Origin of the sequence: Ralstonia mannitolilytica (assembly GCF_000954135.1) — a bacterium.
GTDB classification, from domain to species: domain Bacteria; phylum Pseudomonadota; class Gammaproteobacteria; order Burkholderiales; family Burkholderiaceae; genus Ralstonia; species Ralstonia mannitolilytica.
Window position 1 is genome coordinate 274,951 of the sequence record NZ_CP010800.1, and the last position, 26,022, is coordinate 300,972.

At 66.4% G+C, this 26,022-nt stretch carries 26 protein-coding genes and 1 pseudogene; 10 read left to right on the top strand and 17 right to left on the bottom strand.

Translation table 11 applies throughout. The annotated features are described in order from the left end of the window. The first annotated feature begins 4 nt into the window (after nt 1–4). Nucleotides 5–673 carry a phosphoribosyltransferase gene (locus tag TK49_RS17835; RefSeq protein WP_045218641.1) on the top strand — a complete coding sequence of 223 codons (669 nt, stop codon included), beginning with the start codon at nt 5–7 and terminating at the stop codon, nt 671–673. A 14-nt stretch (nt 674–687) separates the two neighbouring features. On the opposite strand, the gene TK49_RS17840 is transcribed toward TK49_RS17835, so the two are convergent. The 5 genes from TK49_RS17840 to TK49_RS17865 form a co-directional block, all read right to left on the bottom strand. Next, complete coding sequence (locus tag TK49_RS17840; protein WP_045218644.1) at nt 688–1,914, bottom strand: MFS transporter; 1,227 nt, start codon at nt 1,912–1,914, stop codon at nt 688–690. Nucleotides 1,915–2,651: 737 nt separating this feature from the next. Continuing rightward, nucleotides 2,652–3,677 (bottom strand): AI-2E family transporter, encoded by a 1,026-nt coding sequence (locus TK49_RS17850; RefSeq protein WP_045218646.1) that lies wholly within the window; start codon nt 3,675–3,677, stop codon nt 2,652–2,654. Continuing rightward, nucleotides 3,674–4,336 carry a DUF1345 domain-containing protein gene (locus TK49_RS17855; RefSeq protein WP_045218648.1) on the bottom strand — a complete coding sequence of 221 codons (663 nt, stop codon included), beginning with the start codon at nt 4,334–4,336 and terminating at the stop codon, nt 3,674–3,676. The genes TK49_RS17850 and TK49_RS17855 overlap by 4 nt, the downstream gene beginning before the upstream one ends. A gap of 86 nt (nt 4,337–4,422) precedes the next feature. Continuing rightward, the gene (locus TK49_RS17860) at nt 4,423–4,728 is read right to left on the bottom strand and encodes a hypothetical protein (RefSeq protein WP_045220289.1); all 306 of its coding nucleotides are present in this window, start codon (nt 4,726–4,728) and stop codon (nt 4,423–4,425) included. Nucleotides 4,729–4,854: 126 nt separating this feature from the next. After that, entirely contained in the window at nt 4,855–5,253 is a 399-nt protein-coding gene (locus tag TK49_RS17865) for a hypothetical protein (RefSeq protein ID WP_045218649.1), read from the bottom strand. Between the two features lie 445 nt (nt 5,254–5,698). Between TK49_RS17865 and TK49_RS24805 the strand changes: the two genes are divergently transcribed. Further along, complete coding sequence (locus TK49_RS24805) at nt 5,699–5,866, top strand: DUF6726 family protein (RefSeq protein ID WP_164491372.1); 168 nt, start codon at nt 5,699–5,701, stop codon at nt 5,864–5,866. Here the strand turns inward: TK49_RS24805 and TK49_RS17870 are convergent. Further along, on the bottom strand, nt 5,856–6,425 hold the full coding sequence (locus tag TK49_RS17870) for a GNAT family N-acetyltransferase (protein ID WP_045220291.1): 570 nt from the start codon (nt 6,423–6,425) through the stop codon (nt 5,856–5,858). The genes TK49_RS24805 and TK49_RS17870 overlap by 11 nt on opposite strands. Nucleotides 6,426–6,578: 153 nt before the next feature. Between TK49_RS17870 and TK49_RS17875 the strand changes: the two are divergent. After that, nucleotides 6,579–7,556: pseudogene (locus TK49_RS17875) on the top strand (DedA family protein/thiosulfate sulfurtransferase GlpE). Nucleotides 7,557–7,929: 373 nt separating this feature from the next. On the opposite strand, the gene TK49_RS17880 reads toward TK49_RS17875, so the two are convergent. The 6 genes from TK49_RS17880 to fliF form a co-directional block, all read right to left on the bottom strand. After that, nucleotides 7,930–9,483, bottom strand: a complete 1,554-nt coding sequence (locus TK49_RS17880) for a flagellar hook-length control protein FliK (RefSeq protein ID WP_045218652.1) — start codon at nt 9,481–9,483, stop codon at nt 7,930–7,932. A gap of 33 nt (nt 9,484–9,516) precedes the next feature. Next, complete coding sequence (gene fliJ / locus TK49_RS17885; protein WP_045218654.1) at nt 9,517–9,981, bottom strand: flagellar export protein FliJ; 465 nt, start codon at nt 9,979–9,981, stop codon at nt 9,517–9,519. A 106-nt stretch (nt 9,982–10,087) separates the two neighbouring features. Beyond that, nucleotides 10,088–11,527, bottom strand: a complete 1,440-nt coding sequence (gene fliI, locus TK49_RS17890) for a flagellar protein export ATPase FliI (RefSeq protein ID WP_045218656.1) — start codon at nt 11,525–11,527, stop codon at nt 10,088–10,090. Next, nucleotides 11,517–12,254: a flagellar assembly protein FliH gene (gene fliH, locus TK49_RS17895; RefSeq protein ID WP_045218657.1), complete on the bottom strand. Its 738-nt coding sequence runs from the start codon at nt 12,252–12,254 to the stop codon at nt 11,517–11,519. Before fliH ends, fliI begins: the two co-directional genes overlap by 11 nt. A 35-nt stretch (nt 12,255–12,289) precedes the next feature. Next, a complete protein-coding gene (fliG, locus tag TK49_RS17900) occupies nt 12,290–13,282 on the bottom strand; it encodes a flagellar motor switch protein FliG (RefSeq protein WP_045218659.1) in 993 nt (330 codons plus the stop codon). Continuing rightward, nucleotides 13,279–15,105 (bottom strand): flagellar basal-body MS-ring/collar protein FliF, encoded by a 1,827-nt coding sequence (gene fliF / locus TK49_RS17905; RefSeq protein WP_045218661.1) that lies wholly within the window; start codon nt 15,103–15,105, stop codon nt 13,279–13,281. Before fliF ends, fliG begins: the two co-directional genes overlap by 4 nt. Before the next feature lie 234 nt (nt 15,106–15,339). On the opposite strand from fliF, the gene fliE reads away from it, so the two are divergent. The 3 genes from fliE to TK49_RS17920 all read left to right on the top strand — a co-directional run bounded on the left by fliE (nt 15,340) and on the right by TK49_RS17920 (nt 16,766). Beyond that, nucleotides 15,340–15,675 carry a flagellar hook-basal body complex protein FliE gene (gene fliE, locus TK49_RS17910; RefSeq protein ID WP_045218664.1) on the top strand — a complete coding sequence of 112 codons (336 nt, stop codon included), beginning with the start codon at nt 15,340–15,342 and terminating at the stop codon, nt 15,673–15,675. A gap of 162 nt (nt 15,676–15,837) precedes the next feature. Continuing rightward, complete coding sequence (locus TK49_RS17915; protein ID WP_045218667.1) at nt 15,838–16,260, top strand: organic hydroperoxide resistance protein; 423 nt, start codon at nt 15,838–15,840, stop codon at nt 16,258–16,260. 62 nt (nt 16,261–16,322) lie between these two features. After that, nucleotides 16,323–16,766, top strand: a complete 444-nt coding sequence (locus TK49_RS17920) for a MarR family winged helix-turn-helix transcriptional regulator (protein ID WP_045218669.1) — start codon at nt 16,323–16,325, stop codon at nt 16,764–16,766. A 22-nt stretch (nt 16,767–16,788) separates the two neighbouring features. On the opposite strand, the gene TK49_RS17925 is transcribed toward TK49_RS17920, so the two are convergent. The 4 genes from TK49_RS17925 to TK49_RS17940 form a co-directional block, all read right to left on the bottom strand. Further along, nucleotides 16,789–17,145 (bottom strand): flagellar protein FliT, encoded by a 357-nt coding sequence (locus TK49_RS17925; protein ID WP_045218671.1) that lies wholly within the window; start codon nt 17,143–17,145, stop codon nt 16,789–16,791. Between the two features lie 53 nt (nt 17,146–17,198). Continuing rightward, the gene (gene fliS / locus TK49_RS17930; protein WP_045218673.1) at nt 17,199–17,627 is read right to left on the bottom strand and encodes a flagellar export chaperone FliS; all 429 of its coding nucleotides are present in this window, start codon (nt 17,625–17,627) and stop codon (nt 17,199–17,201) included. Nucleotides 17,628–17,677: 50 nt separating this feature from the next. Further along, complete coding sequence (gene fliD / locus TK49_RS17935) at nt 17,678–19,729, bottom strand: flagellar filament capping protein FliD (protein WP_045218674.1); 2,052 nt, start codon at nt 19,727–19,729, stop codon at nt 17,678–17,680. Between the two features lie 185 nt (nt 19,730–19,914). After that, complete coding sequence (locus TK49_RS17940; RefSeq protein ID WP_045218676.1) at nt 19,915–20,742, bottom strand: flagellin N-terminal helical domain-containing protein; 828 nt, start codon at nt 20,740–20,742, stop codon at nt 19,915–19,917. A gap of 408 nt (nt 20,743–21,150) precedes the next feature. Between TK49_RS17940 and TK49_RS17945 the strand changes: the two genes are divergently transcribed. After that, the gene (locus TK49_RS17945; RefSeq protein WP_045218678.1) at nt 21,151–21,786 is read left to right on the top strand and encodes a LuxR C-terminal-related transcriptional regulator; all 636 of its coding nucleotides are present in this window, start codon (nt 21,151–21,153) and stop codon (nt 21,784–21,786) included. Between the two features lie 22 nt (nt 21,787–21,808). Here TK49_RS17945 and TK49_RS17950 read toward each other — a convergent pair whose 3' ends face one another. Further along, nucleotides 21,809–23,668, bottom strand: a complete 1,860-nt coding sequence (locus tag TK49_RS17950) for a putative bifunctional diguanylate cyclase/phosphodiesterase (protein ID WP_373271718.1) — start codon at nt 23,666–23,668, stop codon at nt 21,809–21,811. Nucleotides 23,669–24,029: 361 nt separating this feature from the next. Between TK49_RS17950 and fliL the strand changes: the two genes are divergently transcribed. From fliL to fliN, 3 genes are read left to right on the top strand one after another with little or no spacing between them, the layout of a single operon-like run. After that, nucleotides 24,030–24,530: a flagellar basal body-associated protein FliL gene (gene fliL / locus TK49_RS17955; protein WP_045218681.1), complete on the top strand. Its 501-nt coding sequence runs from the start codon at nt 24,030–24,032 to the stop codon at nt 24,528–24,530. 1 nt (nt 24,531) lies between these two features. Further along, a complete protein-coding gene (gene fliM, locus TK49_RS17960) occupies nt 24,532–25,539 on the top strand; it encodes a flagellar motor switch protein FliM (protein WP_045218683.1) in 1,008 nt (335 codons plus the stop codon). Continuing rightward, a complete protein-coding gene (fliN, locus tag TK49_RS17965; RefSeq protein WP_045218685.1) occupies nt 25,529–25,981 on the top strand; it encodes a flagellar motor switch protein FliN in 453 nt (150 codons plus the stop codon). The genes fliM and fliN overlap by 11 nt, the downstream gene beginning before the upstream one ends. Nucleotides 25,982–26,022 lie beyond the last annotated feature (41 nt).

The window sequence follows — 26,022 nt, forward strand, 5'->3', positions numbered from 1 at the left end:
CGTCATGTCTGCGCCCTTCCGAGACCGCCTTGACGCCGGCCGGCAATTGGCCGATGCACTGGCCTCGCTCAAGCTGGGCGAGCCGCGCGTCGTGCTGGCGCTGCCCCGTGGCGGCGTGCCCGTCGGCCACGCGATCGCGCGGGCCGTGCAAGCGGTGCTCGGCGTGCTGCTCGTGCGCAAACTCGGGGCGCCGTTGCAGCCGGAACTGGCGCTCGGGGCGCTGGCAGACTGCGGCGCCGGGATGCCGCCCCACGTGGAATGGAATACCGCCCTGCTCCGCACCCTCGCGCCGACGCAAGCGTACCTGGACGCCGTGACGACGCAGGAGCTGGCCGAGATGGAGCGCCGGCGCGCACGCTACGGCGTCACGCCGACGCCCTTGGCGGGCGCGACGGTCATCGTCACGGACGATGGCGTTGCCACCGGCGCGACGGTGCGCGCGGCGCTTGGCGCCGTACGGGTCGCACGCCCCGCACGGCTGGCGCTGGCCGTGCCGGTCGCGCCCGACACCACATGGCAAGCGCTGCGCGCCGAAGTCGATGACGGCGTTTGCCTGATCGCGGCGCCCGACCCGAGCTTTCAGGCCGTCGGCCAGTACTACCGCAATTTCGACCAGACCGAAGACAGTGAAGTGATCGCGCTGCTGGCCGATGCGCGGCAGCGCAACCACTGAGGTTCAGTGCGGATTCAGGCGGCCTGCAGGCGCTTGCGCTCGATGTCCGGCAGGAACACCGTCAGCAGGCCGATCAGCGGCAGGAACGAGCACAGGTGATAGACGTAGTAGATGTCAGTCGCATCGGCCAGCTTGCCGAGCACGGCCGCGCCAATGCCGCCCAGCCCGAACGCAAACCCGAAGAACAGGCCGGACACCATCCCCACCTTGCCCGGGATCAGCTCCTGCGCATACACGAGGATGGCCGAGAACGCCGAGGCCAGCACCAGCCCGATGATCACCGTCAGCACGGCCGTCCAGAACAGGTTTGCGTACGGCAGCAGCAGCGTGAACGGCGCCACACCCAGGATCGACACCCAGATCACCAGCTTGCGGCCGACGCGGTCGCCGATGGGGCCGCCCACGATCGTGCCCACCGCCACCGAGAACAGGAAGAGGAACAGGAACAGCTGCGACGTCTGCGCCGACAGCTGGAACTTGGTGATCAGGTAGAACGTGTAATAGCTGTTCAGGCTGGCGAGGTAGAAGTACTTGGAGAACAGCAGCACCACCAGCAGCGTCATCGCAAACGCCACCTGCCCGCCCGACAGCTTCACGGCCGCATGCGCGCGCGCACCCGCCTTGCGGCCATGGCCAGCCGCACGCTCGCGCTTGTACCAGCCGCCCACGTGGTACAGCACAAAGATGGCGACGAGCGCCGCAATCGAGAACCACGCCAGGCTGTGCTGCCCATACGGCATGATGATGAGCGCGGCCAGCAGCGGCCCCATCGCGCTGCCCACGTTGCCGCCCACCTGGAACAGCGACTGCGCCAGCCCGTGCCGCCCGCCCGACGCCATGCGCGCCACGCGCGACGACTCCGGGTGGAAGATCGACGAACCCGTGCCCACCAGCGCCGCCGCCAGCAGCAGCATCCCGAAGTTGGGCGCCATCGACATCAGCAGCAGCCCCACCAGCGTGAAGCCCATGCCCACCGCCAGCGAATACGGCTTCGGGTGCTTGTCGGTATACAGCCCGACCATCGGCTGCAGCAGCGATGCCGTGATCTGGTACACGAGCGTGATCAGACCGATATGGGCGAAGTCGAGCTGGAAGTTGCTCTTGAGCAGCGGATAGATCGCCAGGATCAACGACTGCATCATGTCGTTGAGGAAGTGCGCGAAGCTGATGGCGCCGATCACGCCAAAGCCGGTCTTGTCAGCCTGCGCGGAGGCGGCTGTGCCGTTTGCGGTGGTTTGCATGATGGATGTGCGGTGAAGAGTGGAAGCGAGACGGCAACGAGGCGTTGCGACCTCGAATCTTGCGCCTAAACGGTGCAGGCGCGTTACCGCACATTCGACAATGATTAGCGCGAACCGGACAATTTATTGTCGGAGCAGAAGCGTCAGGCCTGCGCACGCCGTCTGCTCCGCCAGCACACCGATCGCCTGTAAACCCGCGCCACGCTTGCCTCGGCAGACAGCCAGCCTGTTAGCCGTTTTCGCACACGGGGCTACTCCGTTCGGAGCATGGCCCGTCAGGAGACGCTTTCTATACTCGCCAGCATGGAGCGCTGCACGACGCGTCATGCGCCAGTGCCGACGCCAAGACGGAACCGCTGCGCACGCACATGCCCGCACGGGACTCCGCAAACCGAGCCCGTGACCGGCACGCCACGATGCCGTACATCGGCCACCATGGGAGGGGAGCCATGATGATCCTGCTAACGGGAACGCTTTGCCACGCGATGGGAGACCTCTTCTATCAGGCCTTGCTCGACGACCGCGTCGTCTGCTGCTTCGTGACCTCTGAAGCGGTGGATGTCACGGGCAGCGGCATGCGCCCTGCCCCCGCGGCATCCTTCCCGTGTACCGACCCTCGGCTCGCTGACGTCTCTCGGTCAGCGGGTTATTGCGCGCCCCTCGTCCCGTAGGGCGCGCCCTTTTCTGCCGATGCCGTCAGCGCGGGGGCGCTGGCGCATCACCCTCTATCGTGCGGATCAGCCGATCAGCCCGGCCTCGGTCAGCTCGCGCTTCAGGTAGGCGTACAAGACAGGCGCGGCAATCACGCCGCCCACGCCAAACACCGCCTCCATCAGGATCAGCGCCAGGATCAGCTCCCAGGCCCGCGCATCGATGCGGCTGCCGATGATGCGTGCGTTCACGAAGTACTCGAGCTTGTGCACCACCACCAGGAAGATCAGCGATGCCACCGCCAGCTCGAGAGACGCCGTCACACTCATCACCACCACGGCGGTGTTCGAGATCAGGTTGCCCGCCACCGGGATCAGCCCTGCGACAAAGGTCAGCAGGACCAGCGACTTGGAATACGGCACGTGCTGCCCGAACAGCGGCACCGCGCCGAGCAGATAGACCGCCGCGAGCGCAGTGTTCAGCGCGGAAATTTTCACCTGCGCAAAGACTACGGCGTCAAAGGCCTCCGCCAGCCGGGCAAGCCGGGTCATCAGCGCGGCCGCAAGCGGCTTGTGGCGCGCCGGGTCGGGCGTGTCCGACCACGCCACCATGGCGCCCAGGATGAGGCCCACGAGCGTCAGCGCGCTCGCCCGCAGTCCGTCGATGCCGAGGGTCGATACCTGGTGGCCGTGCTCCTTGAGCATCTCGACCAGGCGTGTGCGCAGCTCCGTCACCGACAGCGGCACATAGTCCGCCACCGCCGCGGGCAGCGATTCCCGCAGGTTGTCGAGCACGTCGGCCACACGCGTGAGCATGCCCTCCAGCCCATGCCCGTGTTCCACCAGGCGACCGATTCCAAGGCCCAGCCCGGCGAGGATGAGCGCTGCCATCAGGACCACGCCGATCACCGCGATGGCCTTCGCCCGCTTTGACACCGCATGCCGCGCGCGCAGCCGGGCTTCAAGCTTGCGCGCAAGCGAATACACCAGGAAGCCCGCAATGGCCGCCGGCAGCAGGTGCAGCCATAGCACCGCCGCAATCATGGCCGTCACCAGCGCGTAGCTGACGGCATCAATGGTGCGGGTATGGGCGTGGGGCGGAAGCATCGTCATGAAAACAGGCCGGCAGCAATGTTGATGGAGAGCGCGAGGATGCTCGTATTGAAAAAGAACGACAGCAGTGATTGCCCAAGCACCGCTCGGCGCATGGCCCGCGAGCGGATACCGATGTCGGCCGTCTGGCTGGCAACGGCGATCGTGAAGGAGAAGTACAAAAAGTCCCAGTAATTCGGCTCAAGTTCGCGGTCGGGAAACAGCAGCGGCGGCTGATGCGGCGTCCGGTAATACAGATGCGCGTAGTGCACGGTGAACATCATCGGCACCATCAGCCATGCGCCGACCACCGTCACGCCGGTCAGCGCGTAATGCGACGCCTGCGCCTGCCCCGCTGACTTTGCCGTCGCCAGCTCAAACGCAATGGCCACCATGCTGGCGACCACGCCAAGACATACCACGGCCAAGACCGCGGCCGCGCGCTCGTCTTCGCGCCGGGCCACCGCCCGGATGCGGCGCGGATCGGCGCGCAGCATCATCACCGAAATCAGGATCAGATACGACCACACGGCGACATCCCAACCGAGCAGCATGCGTGCCAGCCAGCCTTGCGCGGGCAGCATCGCACCGGCTACGGCGCCCAGCGCGAGCGCCGTGAGCAGACGCGGCCGGGTCGCGGCAAACCGGGAGATTTCAGAAGACGGGTCTTGCGGGTTCACGTGACCTCTCGCGCGCGTTCATGCGGTGTTTGCAGCCGGCACGGCGCCGGCCGATGAGGCGACATGGTAGCCGCTTCAGCCGCACATCAGGAGGGCGCGAGCATCGACGCAAACGAGCGGTTGCAGCGTTCCTGGAGGCGCTCGTGCGTATTGAGCTGGTCTGCCGTGACGGTCGCGTCCGGGTAGACCCGACACATGCCGATCAGGGCGGTCTGCAGCGAGCTCTGTGAGCCGGCCTGGAACTGGAAGCGTTCGAGCACGGTGTCATCGGCGTCACGCACGGTGATCTGGAACGGGCCTGGCGTGACGGTGGCGCAGCCCGCCAGCAAGGCGGCGGCCACAGCCAGGGCGATGTGTGGCAACAAGCGAATAGCAGGGCGTGAACGGATCATCATGGGGTCCTGATTACGATGGTAGTCAGACGCGGCCCGGGCGGCCGGGTTCGCAATCACCATGCAAGCGGGCCGCCAAACAAAAACGCCCGCTGGAAGCGGGCGTTTTTGCTGTAGGAGCCGGGCTCAGGCCACGGCGCCGTCGGTGTACGGGTTGAACTTGTCACCGACCTTGGCACCTTCGGTGTACGTGTCGAACTTGCCGGCACGGGCGAGCGCGCCTTCCGTGTACGGATCGAACTTGCTCCCGGCCTTGGCGCCTTCGGTGTAGGTGTCGAACTTGCCGGTGCGGGCCAGGGCGCCCTGGGTGTACGGGTCGAACTTGTCGCCGACCTTGGCGCCTTCGGTGTACGGGTCGAACTTGCTGCCAGCCTTGGCGCCGTCTGAGTACACGTCAAAACGCTGGCTCACCTGCGAGGCGCCTTGCGTGTACACGTCAAACTTGTCTGCCGCCAGGGCGGGCACGCTGGCCAGGGCCATCAGGGCGGCGGTCAGGGCGACGATCGGGGTGCGTTGGGCGTTCATGATGTCTTCTCCAAGAGGGGGCGCAGCGCGTCGGGCAGTGTCTGGTATCCGGACTTTTTCGCTGCGGCGCCGCATTCGATGAAGCCATCGTAGGCGAGCCTGTTGCGACAATAAATGTCGCGACAGGCAATTTATTGTTGCGATATGTGAAATTGCGGGAAAACCCGCATCAACACTGGTTTAGCGGCCTGCGGCAAGGGATCATCCGCGAATTTGCGCAAACAGAAGATGTGACTTTTTCGTTGAAAGTCAGCGTTGTGCGATGCGCGAACGCGAGGAGCGGGCTGTTTTTTTCGCGTTGCGCAATGGCACCGCGGCGTACGGACCGCAACGTCCGGAGACACTCGCACACAGGCTGGGGGCGCACACCTGTGTCACACTGCGCGACATTCTGCGCCGTGCACGCTCGCCGGCCGCTTCATGCTCGCCTTTGGACCGACCGACGATGAAACGCCTCCTCCTGGCCATGACTGTTCTGGGCGCCGCACTGCTCTCGGGCTGCGGTGTCGTTGCCGCGCCGTGCCGCGTGGCTTCGGCGGGGCTCAAGATGGTGCCGCTGGTCGGTCACGTGGCCGCCGCGCCGACGGATGCGTGCGCGGACATCATTGACTAGGCGGCGGATCTTCCAGCGTGCGCTGCATCAGCAGGCAGTCGAGCCAGCGCCCGAACTTGTAACCCACCGCCTGCAGCACGCCCACCTCGCGAAAGCCGCAGCGCGCGTGCAGCCTGGCCGAGCCCGCATTCTCAAGGCCGCCGCCCACGACGGCCACCATCTGCTTGAAACCGCGCGCCTGGCATTCTGCGATGAGCGCCTGTAGCAGCAACGTCCCCACGCCCCGCCCCTGCGCGTCGGTGTGCAGGTAGATCGAATCCTCCACCGTGTGGCGATACGCGGGCCGCGCGCGATGAGGGCCGGCGTAGGCATAGCCAAGCACCTCCCCGCCGGCCGCCTCGGCGACGATGTACGGCATGCCGGCATCGTGCAGCGTCTGATAGCGGCGCGTCATCTCGGCCGCGTCGGGCGGATCGATCTCGAAGCTCGCCGTGCCGGTGCGAACGTGATGCGCGTAGATGGCGACGATGGCGGGCAGATCGGCCGTGGTGGCGGCGCGGATCCGGATGGCGCCGTTGTGCGCGGCGGGGGAAACGTCGGAGGGCTGTGCAGAAGACATGACAATCGGCAGGTGCGCGAAAACCTGCATTGTCGCGCCAAATTCGTCCCAACCCCACGAGACCCGGCACGACACGGCGACATGGCTATCGGGCAGCGCCGGAATGCGGTAACTTGGCGGACGCACTTGCCTTTGCCGCGCGCCCTCCCCGTCATGCACGACCTGTTCCCCCTGATCGCCGAATACGGCGCGTTTGCCGTGTTCCTCAATGTGCTGCTGACGCAGGCCGGCGCGCCGCTGCCCGCCGTGCCGACATTGCTGGTGGCCGGGGCGCTCACGTTTCAAGGGCCGCTGTACCTGATCGAACTGGCGCCGGCGGCCGTCTCGGGCGCGCTGCTCGGCGACGGGCTGTGGTACTTCGCCGGCAGGCGTTACGGACGGCATGTGATGGCGCTGCTGTGCCGCGTGTCGCTGTCGCCCGATTCGTGCGTGCGGCGCACGCGCACGCAGTTCGAGCGCTGGGGTGCGCCGTTGCTGCTGGTGTCGAAGTTCATTCCGGGGCTGTCGACGGTGTCGTCCGCGCTGCTGGGCACGATGCGCACGCCGTTCAGCACGTTCGCGCTGTACAACCTGGCCGGCTCGGCGGTGTGGGCGGTGATCTGGCTGATGCTCGGGCGCATCGCGCATGACAGTATCGATCAGGCGCTGCGGCAGCTCGACATCCTGGGCACGCGTGCGATCGTGCTGATCGTCGTGCTGGCAGCGATCTACGTGGCGGTGCGCTGGCTGCAGCGCTGGCGTTTTCGCAAGATGCTGGAGATGGTGCGCATCTCTCCGGATGAGTTGCATGCGCTGATCGAATCGGGCGCCGCGCCGGTCATCATCGACGTGCGGGCCGACAGCTCGCGCCAGCTGCAGCCGCAGCGCATTCCCGGTGCGATGCTGTACGACATGTCGAGCAACGACCATCCCATCGAGATCGACGGCCCCGATCGCGAGATCATCGTCTAGTGCGCGTGCCCCAATGAGGCGTCTGCCGTCATGCTGGCGCGCACGCTGATGAGCCGCGGCTTCAAGCGCGTGCGGCCGCTGCACGGCGGCATCGATGCGTGGGTCGAGCGCGGATACGGCGTGGAGCACGTGGTCTCGGTGTCGCCCGCCACGCTGCAGACGGCCGAAGCTCGCGCATGAGCTTGCGGACCAGGCCACCCTTGGTCAACCCATCAAAACGCGACCGGCAAAAACAAAAAGCGCACCTTGTCAGTGCGCTTTCCCGTAAGTACGGCAAACATGCGATGCGCCAGCCCCCCGGCTCGGACACACCGCATCGGTCCGTTATGCATCCGCCGTGGGCGGATGTGGCGAAGTGATCCCCGTTTGATCCCGTCTTCGCCGGTCGGACTTGACCCCCTTGTTATTCTTTCCAACGCTCCCGGCCGCTGTTCATCCATGGATGCACGACCGGCTCGCGTTGTGATTTCCCGCCCTTCTTTCTGCTTTGTCGCCTTGCGGCCGGCCGTTGGTACGGCACTTCATAGCGGTAACGGCAGGAGCGCGTAAAACTTTAGGCAAAGGTATCGATCGCGCCATCGTGGGCGGACGCGCGCCGCGGCACCGTCGCCACCGTGTCCGAACGCTCGGGCGTGGCGCCGCTGCCGAACCGGCTGCCGTTGCCCCCGTTACCCGAACCATTGCCTTGCGCCGACGACCCCTGCGAGGCGCCCTGCTGCTGGCTGAAGTCTCCCGTGCTGACGGACGTCTGCGCGAGTTGCATCCCACCCTGGTGCATGGCATCGCGCAGGCGCGGCATGGCGTCTTGCACAAGTTCGGCGACGGCCTGGTGCTGGCACACGAAGCTGGCGTTCACCGCCCCGTTGTCGACTTCCAGCTTGACATGCAGACCGCCCAGCTCGGCCGGGTTCAGTTGCAGTTCCGCCGAGGACTGGCGGTGCACCTGCATGAACGCGAGCTGACTTGCCATCGTGTGCGGCCAGGCTGCATCGCCAAAGGTGGGCAGTGCGTGCGCTTGCGCCGGCGTGATCGACGCAGCCGCGGCGGCACCGGTGGCGCCCACACCGCCGACGGCAAAGGTCGGAGCGGCAGCGCTGGCGTCGCCATGGGCGCGCGTCAGGATGCCCTCGAACTGCGCGCCTGCACCGGATGTATCGGCTTGCGTGCCTGCGCTGTCGGCGCCGGTACCGTTACCGCCGGTGCGATTGGTGACATCGGCCACGCTGGCGGCGGTTGACCCGGCGGCGCCATGCGCGCTTGCGTCGCTGCGGCGCGGCAGGCCATGTTCGGCGCCTGCGTTCTGGGCCTGTGACGTGCTGCCCAGTTGGCGCACGCCGGGCGGCGTGTTGTCGCCGACGGCGCGTGTGCGGGCCAGTGTCTGTGCGAGCGCATGGCCGTCGGGCAATGCAGCAGTGGGCGCGGTGGGCGCATTGGACACGGCCGTCGCGTTCGCGTTGGCATCGTTGGGCGCCTGTGCCGCCGCCTGGGACGCCGCTGCGTCAGTATTCGCGCCTTGCGTGTTGGTGGCAGCCGCGTTCAGCGCGGCGAGCGTGGCGGCATCGTTCGTGGCCGGTTTGCCTGCCGGCTGCGTCATCGCGTCGGCATGGGCGTCGCTGGCCGAGGGCGCCGCGGTGGGCAACGCCGGCACCTGCGCGGCAGCTGCCTGCTGCGCGGCCTGGCGGGCGGCTTCGATCTGGGCGGCCAGTTGCGCGGCCGGGTCGACAACGGTCTGCTGCGCAGCGGTGTCGAGATCCTCGGCAGCCGCGGGCTTGGCGTTGGGCACATTAGCGGTGCTGCTGGCGGGCGTGGTTTCAACCTGCGCGCCCGGGGTGCGTTCCACCGGTCCGGCATCCTGGTCGTCACGCGCAGCGTTGGCGCGGGCAGCATCCTTGCGCGCGATATCGGCGCGTCGGCCGGCGTCATCGGCGGCGGACTGCGCCGTCGCGCGGCGGCGCTCGGCTTCCTGCGTCACGCGATCCGACAGCAGGTTGCCGAACGTATCGGCGCCGGACGACGCGGCCGATGCCCTGGCGGCAGGCGCGTTGCCGGCCGAAAGCATGGCGCCCAGGTCTTTGACAGCGGCGTTGGGGGTGGCACTCAAGCCCACGGGAACTCCGTCTTCACGTTCGGTGATTCAGTTTCAGTTGCCGCCCTGCGCAGCGCGCATGCGGATCAGTTTGGCGGCGTGCTCGTCGTTTTCGCGCTGCGCGCGACGCTCCTGGTGCAGGCGCTGCTCTTCGAGATGGCGCTGCCGCAGTACATCGAACGACTGCTCACGGCGCTGCTTCTCGAGCCAGTTCGCGCGGCTCGCTTCAAGCTGGCGCTCCAGCGCGCTGATAGTGCCCTTCTGCTGATGCACCGCGCTGCCGAGCCGATCGATGAACGCGGCGTAGTTGCGCAGGCGCGTGGCATCGATGCCGCCCTCGGCCGTTGCCAGCATCTGCTGGTGGTAGTTCAGGCGATAGTCGGCCAGCAGGGCCAGCTTTTGCGTGGCGGCCTCGCGCGTGTTCATCAGGCGCCCGACTTCCTGGGTGGCTTTCTCGGTGTCCTTTTGGGCCAGTTCCAGCACGGTTTCGAGGCGGAACGGCGCAGTTCCAGTGGTCATCCTTCAACCTCCTGCTTTCCATGACATGAATCCATCGGCCGGTGGCCCGCGGCCTTGAGCCCGGGCTTGCACAACGCTGGCAGCTTCACAGTGTCAAGCGCCGGGCTCATGCGAGCACCCCCAGCATCTTCTGCAGCGTGTGCTCGCGGCTTTCGTTCTCGAACATGCCCTGCTGCAGGAAGGCTTCCATGTCGGGGTAGCGGGCGATGGCCTGGTCGGTGACCGGGTCGCTGCCGCGCGCATACGCACCGACGGCAATCAGGTCGCGGTTGCGCTGGTAGCGTGCATAGAGCTGCTTGAAGCGGCGGGCCGCGTCGAGCTCCTCGCGCGGCACGATGGCCGACATCACGCGGCTGATCGACTGTTCGATGTCGATGGCCGGGTAGTGGCCCTGCTCCGCCAGCTTGCGCGAGAGCACGAAGTGGCCGTCCAGAATGGCGCGCGCCGCATCGGCAATCGGATCCTGCTGGTCATCGCCTTCGGCCAGCACGGTGTAGAACGCGGTGATGGAGCCGCCGCGGCCGTTGGCATCGACCATGCCGTTGCCGGCACGCTCAACCAGCGCCGGCAGCTTGGCAAAGGCCGAGGGCGGATAGCCCTTGGTGGCCGGCGGCTCGCCGATGGCCAGGGCGATTTCGCGCTGGGCCATCGCATAACGCGTGAGCGAATCGACGATCAGCAGCACGTTGCAGCCGCGGTCGCGGAAGTATTCGGCAATCGTGTGGGCGTAAGCGGCGCCCTGCAGGCGCATCAGCGGCGAGGTGTCGGCCGGCGCAGCCACCACGGCTGAACGTGCCAGGCCTTCGTCGCCAAGAATCTCGTCGATGAATTCCTTCACTTCGCGGCCGCGCTCGCCGATCAGGCCCACTACCACCACGTCGGCCTGCGTGTAGCGGGCCATCATGCCCAGCAGCACGCTCTTGCCCACGCCGGAGCCGGCAAACAGGCCCAGGCGCTGGCCCTGGCCAACGGTCAGCAGACCATTGATGGCGCGCACGCCCACGTCGAGCACATGCTCGATCGGCTTGCGCTTGAGCGGGTTCAGCGGCGCGGGGTTCAGCGTACCCCAGGCGAGTTCTTCATGCGTGCCGAGCGGCCCCTTGCCATCGAGCGGCTCGCCGTTGGCATCGACCACGCGGCCGAGCAGGCGTGGGCCGACGGGCAGGAACTTGCTATGCGAAATCGTCGGGTCGGCGGCGTCTGCGGGCAGGCGCTGCGGCTCCAGCGGGAAAACGCGCGCGCCGGGCACCACGCCCACCAGATCGGTTTGCGGCATCAGAAAGGCGCGCTCTTCGGCAAACCCGACCACTTCGGCCAGCACGTGGCGGCCATGCGGCAACTCCACGCGGCAGGCACTGCCGACCGGCAGCTTCAGGCCGACGGCCTCCATGACGAGCCCCGCCACGCGCGTGAGCTTGCCGCACGTCACCACCGGGCGCGCCAGGCGGGCACGCTGCGCGGTCTGGCGCAGATGCGTCTGCCACAGCCGCACATGGGCGTTGTTGGCGGCAGGCTGGTCCGATGGCTGCACGGTCTCAGGCGACATGGAGCGCGCCTCCGGCCACGCGTTCGGCTTCGATACGCTCGCTGGCAAGCCAGGCGGTGTCGCGGGCGAGCGCGCGGGTCAGTTCCGCCCACCGCGTCTGCAGCGTGGCATCGGTTTCGCCAAAGCGGGTCTGCACACGGCAGCCGCCGCGCTCGATCGCGGCATCCACGATGAGGGTCCAGCCCGCGGCGTCCAGTTCGGCGCCCAGCGTCTGACGGATCAGCTCTGCATCGTCCGCATGCACGCGCAGCATGGCCGGTGCCGGTGCGGTGGACGCATCGCCCAGGACCTCGCGCACCAGCGGCAGGATGCGCTCGGGCTGCGCATGCAGCGCGCCGCGCACGAACTGCTGCGCAAGCTGCAGCGCCAGGTCGACGAGTTCCTGGGCCACGCTGCCGTTCAGCTCGTCCACGGCTTCACGCACCGATTGCATGAGCGCGGCGATCTGCCTGGCGTCTTCTTCGCCCTGGCGGCGGCCCTGCTCAAAGCCATCCTGAAAGCCTTGTGCAAAGCCGTCGCGCCGGCCCTCGTCGCGGGCGTTGGCGAGTTCGGCATCGAGCGCGGCCTGCCATTCCTCTTCGGAAATGGGCGGCTCTTCCGGCTCGGGCGGGGGCGGGGGCGGTGCCGCCTCAAGCGCTGCCCGCTCCGCCTCACGCACGAAGTCGGTCGGCTCCCAAGGCTGGTACTCGACCAGCGTGTCGCGCGGAATGATCGGCGGGCGCGGCATCTCAGCGCTCCGTCAGCACATGGCGGCCGGCGTGCTCAGACATAAGCGTCCTCTGCCTTGCGGCCGATGGTGATCTCGCCTTCGTCGGCCAGGCGGCGCGCAATGACGAGGATTTCCTTCTGCTGCGCCTCCACCTCCGACACCTTGACGGGGCCCAGCACTTCCAGCTCTTCCTTGAGCATCATGCCGGCGCGCTGCGACATGTTGGCGAACACCTTGTCGCGGAACTCCTGCTTGGCACCCTTGAGCGCGACCACCAGCATCTCCTGGCCGACTTCGCGCAGCAGCGTCTGCAGGCTGCGGTTGTCCAGGTCGATGAGGTTGTCGAAGACGAACATCTTCTCGACGATGGCGTCGGCCAGCTCGGGGTCGCGCGAACGCACGCCCTCGATCACGGAAGACTCCACCGCGCTCGGCACCAGGTTGAGGATTTCCGCCGCCGTGAGCACGCCGCCCATCGCACTCTTCTTGCGATGGTCGTTGCCCTGCAGCAGCTTGGTCAGCACGTCGTTCAGCTCGCGCAGGGCGCTGGGCTGGATGCCGTCGAGCGTGGCGATGCGCAGGATCGTGTCGTTGCGCAGGCGCTCGGTGAAATAGGTCAGGATCTCCGATGCCTGGTCGCGGTCCAGGTGCACGAGGATGGTCGCAATGATCTGCGGGTGCTCGTTTCGGATCAGCTCCGCCACCGACGATGCATCCATCCACTTCAGGCCTTCGATGCCGCTGGTATCGCCGCCCGAGAGGATGCGGTCGATGATGTTGGCGGCGCGATCGTCGCCCAGGGCCTTGCGGAAGACGGTGCGGATGTACTCGTTGGAATCGACGTCCAGCGGCAGGTCTTCGGCTTCGACGAAGAACGCGTCAAAGGCGTCGAGGACACGGTCGCGCGACACGTTCTTCAGCGCTGCCATGGTCGCGCCGAGCTTCTGCACCTCGCGCGGGCCCAGGTGCTTGAGCACCTCGGCGGCTTCGTTTTCACCCAGCGACATCAGCAGGATGGCGCTGCGTTGGAGTCCTTCGGCGCTCATTCGTTACTCACCCATTGCTTGATGACGGCCGCGACCGCGCGCGGGTTGCTCTGCGCGACGCGGCGCATGGTCTCGAGCTTCTTCTCGAAGTCGGCATTCTTGAGCTGCGGCAGGCTCTCGGGCACATCCTCGCCGTCTTCGGCATTGGCTGCCGGGCCTTCGAGCTCGGGCCCGGCGGGTGCCGCGGCGCCCGTGATGATCGGCGCGTTGGGGTCTTCGCCTTCGCGACCAACGAATGTAGGCGTGACGGGCTCCTCCTTCTTGCCGATCGAGCGGATCAGCGGCCGGATCACCGCGAACACCAGGATCAGGAAGCCGATGGCAAGCGCCCCGTACTTCGCGGCCTGGATGCCGTACTGGATCATCTCCGGCTGCTTCCAGAGCGGCAGGTCGTCCTTGGCCGCCGGCAGCGTGCCCGAGAACTGGCTGTTGACCACGTTGACGGAATCACCGCGCTTGGCGTCAAAACCCACGGCATCCTTGACCAGCGCGTTGAGCTTGGTCATCTCGGCTTCGGTCAGCGGCTTCCAGGTCTTGCCGTCGACGCGATAGTTGACCACCACGGCCACCGACAGGCGGCGCACGGTACCCACCGCGGCGCGCGTGCGACGCACGGTCTTGTCGACTTCGTAGTTGGTCGTCGTGTCACGCGTACTGGATGTCACGCCGTTGGAGGTGGCCGCATTCGCGTTGGCGACGGCCGGCTGCTGCGGCTGGCCGTTCGGACCGGTGGCTCCGGGCTGCGAAGCCGATGCCGGTGCGGGCGCGGTCGGCAGCATGCGCGGCGCGGTCGGCGGCTGGTTCGACAGCGCGCCGGGCACGCCGCCCTGGGCGTCGGCCTTGTTCTGCGTCGATTCTGCGGTATGCGTGCTGCGCACGGCGGCCGTCGCCGGATCCTGGTTCGGCCGGTACGTTTCCGCCATCTGCTCGGTGCTGTCGAGGTCGACGTCGGCCGTCACCTGCGCGCGCACGTTGTCTTCACCCACCACCGGGCCGAGGATGGCTTCGATGCGCTTGATGTAGCCCTGCTCGATCTCGCGCACGTAGTTCAGCTGCGTCGGGTCGAGCCCCGAGGCGTTGTCCTGGAAGGCGGTGGAAAGCAGGCGGCCCGACTGGTCGACCACGGTCACGTTGGCCAGCGGCAGGTTCGGCACGCTGCTCGAAACGAGGTGGCCGATCGCCTGCACCTGCGAGCGGTCGAGCATGCGGCCCGGATACAGCTTGAGCAGCACCGACGCGCTCGGCTTGGCCTGCTCGCGCACAAAAACGGACGGCTTGGACAGCGCCAGGTGCACGCGGGCGGACTGCACCTCCTGCATGGCCTGGATGGTGCGGGCCAGTTCGCCCTCGAGGGCGCGCTGGTAATTGACCTGCTCGGCAAACTGGCTGGTGCCGAACTTCTGGTTTTCCATCAGCTCGAAGCCAGCCAGGCCGCCCTTGGGCAGCCCCTGCGACGCCAGCTTCAGGCGCGTCTCGTGCACGTTGGCTTCGGGCACCATGATGGCGGTGCCGCCATCGGCAAAGCGGTACGGCACGTTCATCTGCTGCAGCGCGGCGATGATGGCCCCGCCATCGCTGTCGCTCACGTTGCTGAACAGGACACGGTAGTCGGGCGCGCGGCTCCACAGCATTGCGGCAGCGATCACGGCCACCAGCGCGGCGGCGCCGATCATCATGAGCAGACGCGGCGACAGACGGCCGAGCGGACCGAGAGCGCCAAGCGCGCCCGCGTTCTGGCGCGCTATCGCGCCATGGCCCCCCGCCGGCATATCGACCGTACCGAGCGTGTCGGCGACAGCAACCGAATCGGCTGTCGTTGGCATCCAAAATCTCCTGACTGACTGCGTTACAGCGGCTGCGCCGAACAACGGGCAGAACTCCGTGATTGGCATTATCGGCAGCCGCTGTGCAAACAAATCGCCAAGAAGAAGGCCTTTTCCCTCTCATTTGGGCGCTTGGAACGGCGCACCCCGCTGCTACCTTTGCTGCACCGTGGCGCAATGGCGGCCAAGTAGAAGAGCCGTCGTACGCCACCCGCAAAGGGGAGTTTTCTTCACATGAATATGACGAACGCCAATTCCGTGGTGTCGCTGATGAACAGCGTGCTGGCGCCGACCGGCCAGGTCGGCGGCATCGGCTCGGGCGCCGGCGGCGACGATGCCAAGGTCAGCGTGGATTTCGGGGCGGTGCTCAAGTCGTCGCTGGACAAGGTCGACGCCTCGCAGCAGAAGGCGGAATCCATCTCGCGCAGCTTTGAGATGGGCAACAACGACGTCGACCTGCACGACGTGATGCTGTCGCTGCAAAAGGCCAATATCGACCTGCAGACGGCGGTGCAGGTGCGCAACAAGCTGGTGTCTGCCTACCAGAGCATCATGAGCATGTCGATCTGACGGCACTTCCCCGCGGACGCTGCGGGGAACCTGTTCGATTCTGCTTGCCATTTATATTGTGCGCAATATAATTGCGCCATCGATTTATGATCGATGCCCCGGCCGACGCGTTGCCGACCGGGTTTCCCGCAAAAGGCAAAAGGCAAGCAATAGGACTCGACCATGAAGACGCTGTATCAAACCCAGGTCACCGCAGAAGGCGGCCGCGCCGGCCACGTGCGCAGCGCAGACGGCACGCTGGATCTTGCGCTCTCGCTGCCGCGCGAACTCGGCGGCGCGGGCGGCGCGGCCACCAACCCGGAGCAGTTGTTCGCCGCGGGCTATGCCGCGTGTTTTGAAAACGCGGTGCTGCACGTGGCACGCCTGAGGCAGGTCAAGCTCGCGTCCACGGCGGTCACGGCCACGGTCGGCATCGGCCCGCGTGAAGACGGTGGTTTTGCGCTCACCGTGGCACTGGTGGCAACGCTGGGTGGCGTGGACCAGGCGACGGCCGAAGCGCTTGTGGCCGCGGCCCATGGCGTGTGCCCCTACTCGCATGCCGTCCGTGGCAATATTGACGTTCAATTGACTACGGTCGCGCGCTGAGCCCCGTGTGGGCCGATGCGGCACTCGCCGCTCGGGCGCCGGACCGTCCCCGGGAGTCTTCCGTGAACGACGTGCTGGCGCTCGATCAGCAACTGTGCTTTCCCCTGTACGCGGCAGGTCATCTGCTGACGCGTCTCTACCGCCCGCTGCTCGACGAGCTGGGGCTGACCTATCCGCAATACCTGGTGATGATGGCGTGCTGGCAGCAGGCGCCCTGCGCCGTCGGCGATCTCGGCCGGACGCTGTATCTGGACACGGGCACGCTGACGCCGCTGCTCAAGCGGTTGGAGGAACAGGGCCTCGTGACGCGCACGCGCGATCGTGACGATCAGCGCCGCGTGGTCATCGAGCTGACCGACTCGGGGCGTGCTCTGCGCGAGCGCGCCGCCAAGGTGCCGGAGGCCCTGGCGTGCCGGATTCCGCTGGAGCGTGATGAGATCGGCGCGACGCGCAACGTGCTGCGCAAGCTGCTCGATGCGCTGGCGGCGGCGGACGACCGCAGCTGAGGCGGCGCCGCCCTCTTGCGGCTCAGTACCGCGCCATGTTGCCGTAGGCGTTGCTTGCGTTGGTGCTGCGGCGTGCCGTATCGATCCGCTTCTGCAGACGCTCGAGGCGCGGATACACCATCGCGCGCACGCGGGCGTCGTCTTCCAGGATGCGCACCAGGAGGGCGCGCTTGCGTTCGATGCCGGCATGCGCCAGCGGCGGATGCGGCTCGGAGCGGCGCAGCGCATCGACATAGATGGCGCTCTCGCGCTCGAGCGTGCTGACGACTTCCCAGTTGCCCACCTCGGCGGCGCTGACCATTTCGGCGGTCAGGCGCGCGATGGCTTCGTAGCAGGCGAACAGACTGTCGCTGTCCTTGATGGGGATGTTGCGGTGCATGTTGGCTCCAGTTGGGCCGGATTCAGTCAAAGTTCGCCTGGCTCAAATGATGTTCAGCTGACCACGCTCAGGTGGCTCGCGCCTGCCGTGGCAGCTGGCTTGCCGATGGCAAGCCACGCGTCCTGCAGCGGTACGAGCAGCTTGTCGACCTCGGCGAGGATGGCCACGTCGCTGTTGGCGTTGGCCACCAGCAGGCGGCGCAGCATGTAGTCGTACAGGCTGTTGAGCTGGGTCGCGATCTCACCGCCGCGCTGGTGGTCCAGGCTCGCCTGCAGCCCCTGCCCGATGATCGAGATGGCCTTGTCGATCGCGCGCAGTTTGGCCGGCACGTCACCCCGTTCGATGGCGGCGGTGGCCATGTTGATGGCCGCTCGCGCGCCCTCGAACAGCATGGCGATCAGCCGATGCGGATTGGCGTCCACCACAGAGGTTTCAATGCCGACTTGCGCGTAGGCACCGATGGCTCGGCGTGCTGCGTACATGGAGTTTTCCTGGTCTGTTCTTGTAAGCGGTTCAGACAGTACTTACGGCGTCAGTTGTTGCTGCTTGAGGTCTGTTTTTGCAATGCGGCCAACTGCGTCGTCAGGTAGTTGCTGGTGTTGGTCATGCTGGCCACCAGCGCCGACAGCGCGTTGAACTGCGAGTAGTACAGCGCCTGCTTGGCATCGAGCTGGCGCTGCATGGCCGTGATGCGGCCGGCGATGGAGCTGAGCGAGCTGTTGATGGCATCGGTCTCGTTCTGCACCAGGCCCGTGGTCGAGAGCAGGTTCGTCGCCACGGTATTGAGCTGCGCTGCATAGCCGCGCTGCACCGTGACGCTGCCGCGGCTGCCCAGCGCCCCGCCCGTCACCTGCACCGTGAGCCCGTCCACCGCGGTGCCCGTGGCACCGTACAGGTTCTGGCCGGAACCGACCGCCGCCACGCCGTTGATGGTGCCCTGCACGTCCTGGCCCGTCACGGCGGTCGGGCTGCCGCCGACCAGCGACGACGCGCCGTTGCCCGAGATCGAGATGCTCGAGTTGGAACCGTACTGGCTATTGGTGAAGGTCAGCACGCCGCTGGCATCCGCCGATACCGACACGTTGATCTTCGCGTTCTGCAGCGCGGCCGAACCGTTGATCTGCGACTGGATCTGCGCGGCCAGGCTCGATGCGGTGTAGCTGCCGGCCGGCACCGTGATGTTGGTGGCGATGCCGCTGACCGTGACCGACAGGCTGTCGTTCACGCCCGCGGTGATGGTCGTATTGGCCGCCGCCGCGCCCTTCAGCGACCCTTGCGTGGCCAGCTGCGACACGGTGACGGCATACGTGCCCGACTTCGTGCTGTCGGCGAACTTCGGCACGCTCAGTTGTGCGTCCGTACTGGTGCCCGCGCCTGCAAACAGGCCGGCCACCTGGCTGGGCGACGCGGCAATCGCGTTGGCCAGCTTGGTGTTGTCGATCGACAGCGTGCCGTCCGAACCCATCGTCACGCCGATGCTGCCCAGCGACTGGTACGCGCCATTGCCGATGGCCTGGCCAAGCACGTCGGTGATCTGGTTGATGAGCGCCTTGGTGCTGACATCTCCGGCCAGCGGGCCATTGTTGGCGCTGTTGGCGGTATCGATGTTCGTCAGCGAGTTCAGGGAAACGCGCAGCGCGTTGTAGCCCTTGACGAAATTGACCACGGCGTTCGTGGTAGCCGTCGGGTCGTTGGCCACCGTCACGGTGGTGCTGCCCGTCTTGGACAGCGTAAACGACGTGCCGTCCACCACGTTCGACAGCGTATTGGTCGGGCTCTGCACGGTGATGCCGTTGATCGTGGCCAGGGCGTTCTGGCCCGTGGTCACCTCGGTCATGTTCTGCGTGCCGGCCGGGTCTTGCGAGAGCAGCGATTGCAGCGTCGCATCGCCCGACACCGAGATCTTCATCTCGGAGTTCGAGCCGCCCGCCGTGGAGGTCAGCACCAGCCGGTACGGGTTGCCGCTGCCGTCGTTGACGATGCTGGCCGACACACCGAGGTTGGCCGAGTTGATCGCGTCGCGGATGCCCGAGAGCGTGTTGTTCGAGGAGTCGATCGTGATCGAGCCCCCCGGCAGGTTGCCGTTCTGCGTGAACGTGGCGCCCGAATACTTGCCGTTGGCAAACGTGCCGCCCGACACCGAGCCGAACGAGAACGAAATCGTGGTCGACGACCCGCTGCCGATGGCCGAGGTGGCGGAAGCCTGCCCCTGCGCGGCGAGCACCTGCGACTGCGCGAGCTGCGTCACGTTGACGGCGTACGAGCCCGCCGGCGCCGAACCCGTGAGCGAGGCACTGAGGATGGAGGCGTCGTAGCCGCTCGCCTTCATCGCGCTGAAGTTCGACACCGAGCTCAGTCCCGCCATGGCCGTCTGGAATGTCGCCAGCGAGCTCTTGAGGTTGCCCACCGCCGAGAGCTGCGTCTGGTAAGACGTCTGCTGGTTCTGCAGCAGGGTCAGCGGCTGGCTTTCCACCTTCATCAGGCTGGTGACCAACGTATTGACGTCGATGCTCGTCCCGATACCGGGAATCGAGATCGGCGGGACGTAGTTGTTGCTCGAGGAACTGCTGGTCGTGGTCGCCATGATCGGATCGGTCAGCGTATGCGTTGGCGGGAGTCCTTCCTCACAACGGCAGCGCTCGCCACTTCTTTAGCGGAGGTGGGCCACTCTTCACAATTGGATCAGCAAAACGAAAGGCCGGCGCCCCCCTCGAGGAGCGCCGGCCTTCGACCCGGCCGCAACGCGCCGGGCTGACATCCGCCTGCCGATTAACCCTTGAGCAGGTTCAGGATGCTGTTCGGTGCCGAGTTGGCTTGCGCCAGCATCGCCGTACCGGCTTGCTGCAGGATGTTCTGACGCGTCATGTTCGACGTTTCTGCAGCGTAGTCGGTGTCGACCATGGCCGACTTGGCAGCCGACAGGGCGGTGTTGTTCGACGTCAGCGTGTTGATGGTCGAGGTCAGGCCGCTTTGCTGGGCACCCAGGCTGGCGCGCGCCGACTTCAGGGCGGTCAGGTCGGTGTCGATTGCCGTTTGCGCGGCCGTTGCGTTGGCAGCGCTCGTCACGCTGGTGCCGGCGCCCGTGAACGAACCGTATGCCGACAGGTTGACGTTGGTGATGGTCGCGCTGTCCGTCGTGGCGTTCTGGCCGTACTGGAACGTCACCGAAGCAACCGTGCCGTCGAACAGCTTGTTGCCGTTGTAGTTGGCGTTGGTCGCGATGTTCTTGTTGGCCGTGGCCAGCTGCTGGTATTCCTTGTCCAGGTTGGCCTGGTCAGCTGCCGACAGACCGCCGTTGTTGGCTTCCACAGCCAGTTGGCGCATACGTTGCAGGTTGTTTTCGACTTGACCCAGGTACGAGTCGGCCGTCTGCAGGTACGACTGTGCGTTGTTGGCGTTCTGGATACCTTGCGTTTGCGAGTTCAGCGTGGTCGTCAGGCTCGAAGCGACAGCGTACGCAGCAGCATCGTCCTTGGCGCTGTTCACGCGCAGGCCGGTGGACAGGCGCTGCAGAGACGTTTGCAGCGCGGATTGCGATTGCGACAGCGCTTGCTGCGTTTGCAGGGACGAAATGTTGGTATTGAGGCTGAGGGACATGACGGCTCCTAAGTTTCCCGTTGGTTTGTTGCCCGATTGGCGGCTTGTTCCGGCTGTGCCGGGCAACGTGACCTGTAACTTGAAGGGGATCAGGTCTGCGTTGTACTCAGGTTATCGGTGGCCGTCGAAGAAAGTTTAGGGTCGCCTTGACAAAATTGTGCGCTGGCGGCGGTCCGGGTTTCGGGCGCCCGTTTTTTTGAGCCGGCCCGCCAACAGCAGCAGCGCGCCTGCTTCTTGCCGTACAGGGCCTCGGCTATACTCGTCCGATAAATCACGGCGCCGCATCCCTCCATACAAAGAGCGCCACTTCGCACAGATGGGGAGTTGCAAGCCCCGCCCAGGCGCTCCAGCGGCCTGCCGGCGGTCATAAGAGCTCGAAGCGAGCCTGTTTGACCCGCAACACCCACCATGCTCAATGTCCTGATCGTCGAACCGCACGACATTGCCCGTGTCGGCCTGCGCCAGATCCTCAAGGATTCGCGCCTGGCACGTCAGATCGAGGCCGTGCCGGACCTGCGCGACGCCAACAACGACGTGCTCGCCCAGCGCGAGTGGGACGTCATGCTGTTTTCGGTGGAATCGGCCACCGGAGACGAGTTCCAGACCATCAAGATGGTCCGCCAGCAACACGCCCGCCTGGCCGTGCTCGCGCTGGGCCGCCATCCCGAAGCGCTGCTCGCGGTGCGCGCCCTCAAGGCCGGCGCCGCCGGCTATCTGCCGATGGATGCCAGCCAGCCGCAATTGCTGGCCGCGGTCAACGCCATCTCCAAGGGCAAGAAGTACCTGCCCTCCGACCTCGTGGAAGTGCTGGCCGACAACCTGAACGTCGACTGGGACAAGCCCCGCCACGACATCCTCTCCGACCGTGAATTCCAGACGCTGCGCATGCTCGGCTCGGGCCGCACGCTGAGCGAGATTGCCCAGGCGCTGCAGATCAGCGCCAAGACGGTCAGCGTGTACCGCGGGCGCGTGCTCTCCAAGATGAAGCTGCGCAACAACGCGGAGCTGACGATGTACGTCGTCAGCAACGGCCTCCAGCTCTAGGCCCCGGGGCCCACGCAAGGGTTCAAGACGGATAGAACCTCGGGATGCACGCGCCGTAGCGCCGGGCGTTCTCGCGCACGAGGTCTTGCACGGCCGCCGGTTCCAGCGGGCGCGTGAGCAGGTAGCCCTGGAACTCGTCGCAACCGGCTTCGCGCAGGAATTCAAGCTGACCCTCGGTCTCCACGCCTTCGGCCACAGTCTTCATTCCCATGGCCTGCGCCATCATGATGATGGCCCGCGTGATGGCCGCACGCTCGGCTACGTGCGGCAGGTCCTGCACGAACGAGCGGTCGATCTTCAGTGTGTCGATCGGAAAGCGGTGCAGGTACGACAGCGAGGAGTAGCCCGTGCCGAAATCGTCCAGCGCCAGCGATACGCCCATCGCCCGCAGCTCGGTCAGCAGCGCGTGCAGTGACGGGTCATCCCGGATGAGGATGCCTTCGGTCATCTCCAGCTCGACCGCGTTGCCCGGCAGGCCGCTGGTGGACAGCGCGCTGCGCACCATCGCGCTCAACTGGCCGGAGCTGAATGCCTGGCCCGACAGGTTGATCGACATGCGCAGGTGCGGCAGGCCGATGCGGCGCCAGCGCGCGAGCTGGTCGCACGCCGCGCGCAGGATCCAGCGGTCGATCTCGACGACGAGGCCGGTTTCCTCCGCATCCTGTATGAACTGCCCGGGCATCATGCGGCCGAAGTCGGCGGAGTTCCAGCGGATCAGCGCTTCCACGCTGACGATGCGGCCGGTCCTGACGTCCACGCGCGGCTGGTAGTCGGCATAGAACTCGTTGCGGTCGCTCGCGCGGCGCAGGCCCGATTCGATGCGAAAACGCCGCGAGACGCGGTCGTCGAGGTCGCGCGTGAAGGTCTGGAAGTTGTTGCGGCCGCGCTCCTTCGCCAGGTACATGGCGGCGTCGGCCTTGCGCAGCAGGGTGTTGGCGTCGTCGCCGTCGTGCGGTGCCACCGCAATGCCGATCGACACGCCCAGGTACAGTTCCTGCCCTTCAATATGGAAGGGCGCGCTGATGGCAGAGAGGATCCGCTCGGCCACGCGCCGCGTGCCGAGGCCGTCCAGCGCTTCGAGCATGACGACGAATTCGTCGCCCCCGAGACGCGCCACGGTGTCGGCTTCGCGCGCGCACGCCTGTAGCCGGGCCGCGACCTCGCGCAGCAGCATGTCGCCAAACTGGTGGCCGAGGGTGTCGTTGACGTTCTTGAAGCGGTCCAGGTCGAGGAACATGACCGAGACCCGCGTGCGGTTGCGCTGGGCCAGCGCCAGTGCGTGCTCCAGCCGGTCTTCCAGCGCCGAGCGGTTGAGCAGCCCCGTGAGCGTGTCGTGCGTGGCCAGATGCCGGATACGCTGCTGCGCCTCGCGGATCTGCGTGATATCGACCAGCGACACGAGTACCGAATACGGCGGCACGGGCGGTCCGGCCAGCCCGGCGCTGACCGTCCGGCCGCCATCGGCATACAGCGGCGTCCAGTTGCTCGACACCCACACGGTGCGCCCGTTCAGGCAATGCAGCCCAAAGATCTGGTTCAGCTGCGGCTGGCCGTCGGCCATGACTTCGCGGTCCGGCCAGTCGGCGGCGTGGATGGACGCCTCGAACTCGTCCACCGCCGAGTGCACCACCTCGGGCAGCGCGCGGCCAACCAGCTCGGCCACCGGCAAGCCCAGCAGCCGTGCGGCGCTGGGGTTGGCGTAGGTGACGCGGCGCTCGGCATCGCAGACGAGGATGCCCTCGGTCAGCGCATTGACCATCGAAAGCAGGTCCAGCTTCGGGCAGAACCCTTGCGGCTCGCCACGCGCAGGGCAGCCGTCCGGCAGTCCGTCAGCATCGGCAGACGAGTGATCGGCGCGGATGGAGAAAGGCAAGGGATTCACGACGACTTCCGGCAGGACAACGCAGTATGGGCGGGCCGCAACATCGGCACCTTCTGCCCACTACAACGGCACGCCCCGGCAAATCTTTCGGGCCAGCGTCACTTTTGTGACACGCGCGCCGTGCTGGGCGGCGCGAACATCGCATGGCGTCGTCGCCTCGTGCATTTCAAGTGGACTAAAAATCACTTATACGAAGGGACAGCCTGCGCCGGGGACACTGCAAACCCGCGAGATAGCCCGGATTGACCGCCTTTCTTGCCGGAATGAGCTGGACGCAGGTGAGGAAGAATGCCACTCGAGAACCCGACTCTGCATGTTCGCGAGCGGGCAAGACCACCCCCCTAGCTCTCGAGTGATCCCCATGGCCGAAGCCGCTGCCGCCAATACCGCACCCGCTCCCGCGCCCGCCAAGGGCGGCGCGACCAAGCTCCTGTTGATCATCCTGATCGTGCTTGTCCTCGTCGGCATGGGCGGCGCGGCCGCATGGTTCTTCCTGGGCGGCGGCAGCCACGCCGCTTCGGCCAGCGCGCCGGCCAAGCCGAAGGAGCCCGTGTTCGTCGCCATGGAGACGATCACCGTCAACCTGCAGCCCGAAGAAGGCAGCGACCGTTACCTGCAGATCGGCATCACGTTCAAGAGCTTCGACAAGCATGCCGAAAACGACATCAAGGCTTACACGCCCGAGCTGCGCAGCCGCATCCTGACGCTGCTGGCCAGCAAGACGCCGGCGGAGCTGTATCCGGCCGAAGGCAAGACCAAGCTCGCCCGGGACATCGTCGAGCAGTGCGAGCAGGTCTACAAGGCCGTCGGGAAGGAATCGCCGGTGGCGGACGTCCTGTTCACCAACTTTGTGATCCAGTGACATGCTCAAGGAAGAGTTTCTCTCCCAGGAGGAGATCGATGCGCTCCTCAAGGGCGTCTCCGACGAGGTAGACGAGGAACCTGCCGAGGCCGACCCTGCAGGTGTACGGGTCTACAACCTGGGCTCGCAGGAGCGCATCGTGCGTGGGCGCATGCCCACGCTGGAAATCATCAACGAACGCTTTGCGCGCAACTGGCGCATCGGGCTGTTCAACTTCATGCGGCGCAACGCGGAAATCTCCGTCGGGCCGGTGAAGGTGCAGAAGTACAGCGAGTTCATCCGCAACCTGGTGGTGCCGACGTCGCTGAACCTCGTGCACGTCAAGCCGCTGCGCGGTACGGCGCTGTTCGTGTTCGACCCCAACCTGATCTTCCTGGTGGTCGACAACCTGTTCGGCGGCGACGGGCGCTACCACATGCGCGTGGAAGGCCGCGACTTCACCGACGTCGAGCAGCGCATCATCCAGCGCATGCTGCAGCTCGTCTTCGAGCACTACGCCAAGGCGTGGCAACCGGTCTACCCGATCGATTTCGAATTCCTGCGCATGGAGATGCACACCGAGTTCGCCAACGTGGCCACGCCCAACGAGGTGGTGGTGACCACGAGCTTCAGCATCGAGCTGGGCAGCAATGGCGGCGACGTGCACATCTGCATGCCCTACACCATGATCGAGCCGATCCGCGACCGGCTCACGTCCGCCATCCAGGGCGAGGCGCTGGAAGTGGACAAGCGCTGGCTGCGGCTGCTGTCGCAGCAGGTGCAGACCGCCGAGGTGGAACTGATTGCCGACCTTGCCACGGCCCGGGTGCAGGTCTCGGACATCCTGAACATGAAAGTGGGCGACGTGATCCCGCTCGAACTGGATGATTTCGTGACCGCCAAGGTAGACGGCGTGCCCGTCATGGAATGCAACTACGGCACCTTCAACGGCCAATACGCGCTGCGGGTCAACCGCATGCTGAACATGAGCGGCAGCGAGCCTGCCACGGAGTCCGACGATGACAACTGAACCGACCATGAACGCCGACGACAACGTCGATGTCGAGATGACGATGGAAGAGGCCATGGCCCTGGAAGCGGCCCAGCGTGCCGCGGCCAGCCCGCCGGCCAGCGCACCCGCCGCGGCCCCCGGCGGCCCGAGCCCGGTCTTCAAGCCGCTGACCCCGGATGGCCTGGGCGCCGCCCAGCGCAACGACATCGACATGATCCTGGACATCCCCGTGCAGCTGACGGTGGAGCTGGGCCGCACCAAGGTGCCCATCAAGAACCTGCTCCAGCTGGCGCAGGGCTCGGTGGTGGAACTCGATGCACTGGCCGGCGAGCCGATGGACGTGCTCGTCAACGGCTACCTGATCGCCCAGGGCGAGGTGGTGGTGGTCAACGAGAAGTTCGGCATCCGCCTGACCGACATCATCACGCCGTCCGAACGCATCCGTAAGTTGAACCGTTAAGCCGCACCAGCGCGCCGTCAATCGGCACCCTGACAGCAACC

Excerpts from the sequence above, each read along its gene's own strand:
- fliG (WP_045218659.1), bottom strand. The coding sequence starts at position 13,282 with ATGAGCGCCGAAGGACTCCAACGCAGCGCCATCCTGCTGATGTCGCTG.
- fliI (WP_045218656.1), bottom strand. The coding sequence starts at position 11,527 with ATGTCGCCTGAGACCGTGCAGCCATCGGACCAGCCTGCCGCCAACAAC.
- fliM (WP_045218683.1), top strand. The coding sequence starts at position 24,532 with ATGCTCAAGGAAGAGTTTCTCTCCCAGGAGGAGATCGATGCGCTCCTC.
- TK49_RS17870 (WP_045220291.1), bottom strand. The coding sequence starts at position 6,425 with ATGTCTTCTGCACAGCCCTCCGACGTTTCCCCCGCCGCGCACAACGGC.
- fliS (WP_045218673.1), bottom strand. The coding sequence starts at position 17,627 with ATGTACGCAGCACGCCGAGCCATCGGTGCCTACGCGCAAGTCGGCATT.
- TK49_RS17850 (WP_045218646.1), bottom strand. The coding sequence starts at position 3,677 with ATGACGATGCTTCCGCCCCACGCCCATACCCGCACCATTGATGCCGTC.
- fliL (WP_045218681.1), top strand. The coding sequence starts at position 24,030 with ATGGCCGAAGCCGCTGCCGCCAATACCGCACCCGCTCCCGCGCCCGCC.
- TK49_RS17835 (WP_045218641.1), top strand. The coding sequence starts at position 5 with ATGTCTGCGCCCTTCCGAGACCGCCTTGACGCCGGCCGGCAATTGGCC.
- fliN (WP_045218685.1), top strand. The coding sequence starts at position 25,529 with ATGACAACTGAACCGACCATGAACGCCGACGACAACGTCGATGTCGAG.
- fliH (WP_045218657.1), bottom strand. The coding sequence starts at position 12,254 with ATGCCGCGCCCGCCGATCATTCCGCGCGACACGCTGGTCGAGTACCAG.
- TK49_RS17840 (WP_045218644.1), bottom strand. The coding sequence starts at position 1,914 with ATGCAAACCACCGCAAACGGCACAGCCGCCTCCGCGCAGGCTGACAAG.
- TK49_RS17940 (WP_045218676.1), bottom strand. The coding sequence starts at position 20,742 with ATGTCCCTCAGCCTCAATACCAACATTTCGTCCCTGCAAACGCAGCAA.
- TK49_RS17860 (WP_045220289.1), bottom strand. The coding sequence starts at position 4,728 with ATGATCCGTTCACGCCCTGCTATTCGCTTGTTGCCACACATCGCCCTG.
- TK49_RS17915 (WP_045218667.1), top strand. The coding sequence starts at position 15,838 with ATGAAGACGCTGTATCAAACCCAGGTCACCGCAGAAGGCGGCCGCGCC.
- TK49_RS24805 (WP_164491372.1), top strand. The coding sequence starts at position 5,699 with ATGAAACGCCTCCTCCTGGCCATGACTGTTCTGGGCGCCGCACTGCTC.
- fliJ (WP_045218654.1), bottom strand. The coding sequence starts at position 9,981 with ATGACCACTGGAACTGCGCCGTTCCGCCTCGAAACCGTGCTGGAACTG.
- TK49_RS17865 (WP_045218649.1), bottom strand. The coding sequence starts at position 5,253 with ATGAACGCCCAACGCACCCCGATCGTCGCCCTGACCGCCGCCCTGATG.
- fliF (WP_045218661.1), bottom strand. The coding sequence starts at position 15,105 with ATGCCAACGACAGCCGATTCGGTTGCTGTCGCCGACACGCTCGGTACG.
- TK49_RS17945 (WP_045218678.1), top strand. The coding sequence starts at position 21,151 with ATGCTCAATGTCCTGATCGTCGAACCGCACGACATTGCCCGTGTCGGC.
- TK49_RS17925 (WP_045218671.1), bottom strand. The coding sequence starts at position 17,145 with ATGCACCGCAACATCCCCATCAAGGACAGCGACAGTCTGTTCGCCTGC.
- fliD (WP_045218674.1), bottom strand. The coding sequence starts at position 19,729 with ATGGCGACCACGACCAGCAGTTCCTCGAGCAACAACTACGTCCCGCCG.
- fliE (WP_045218664.1), top strand. The coding sequence starts at position 15,340 with ATGAATATGACGAACGCCAATTCCGTGGTGTCGCTGATGAACAGCGTG.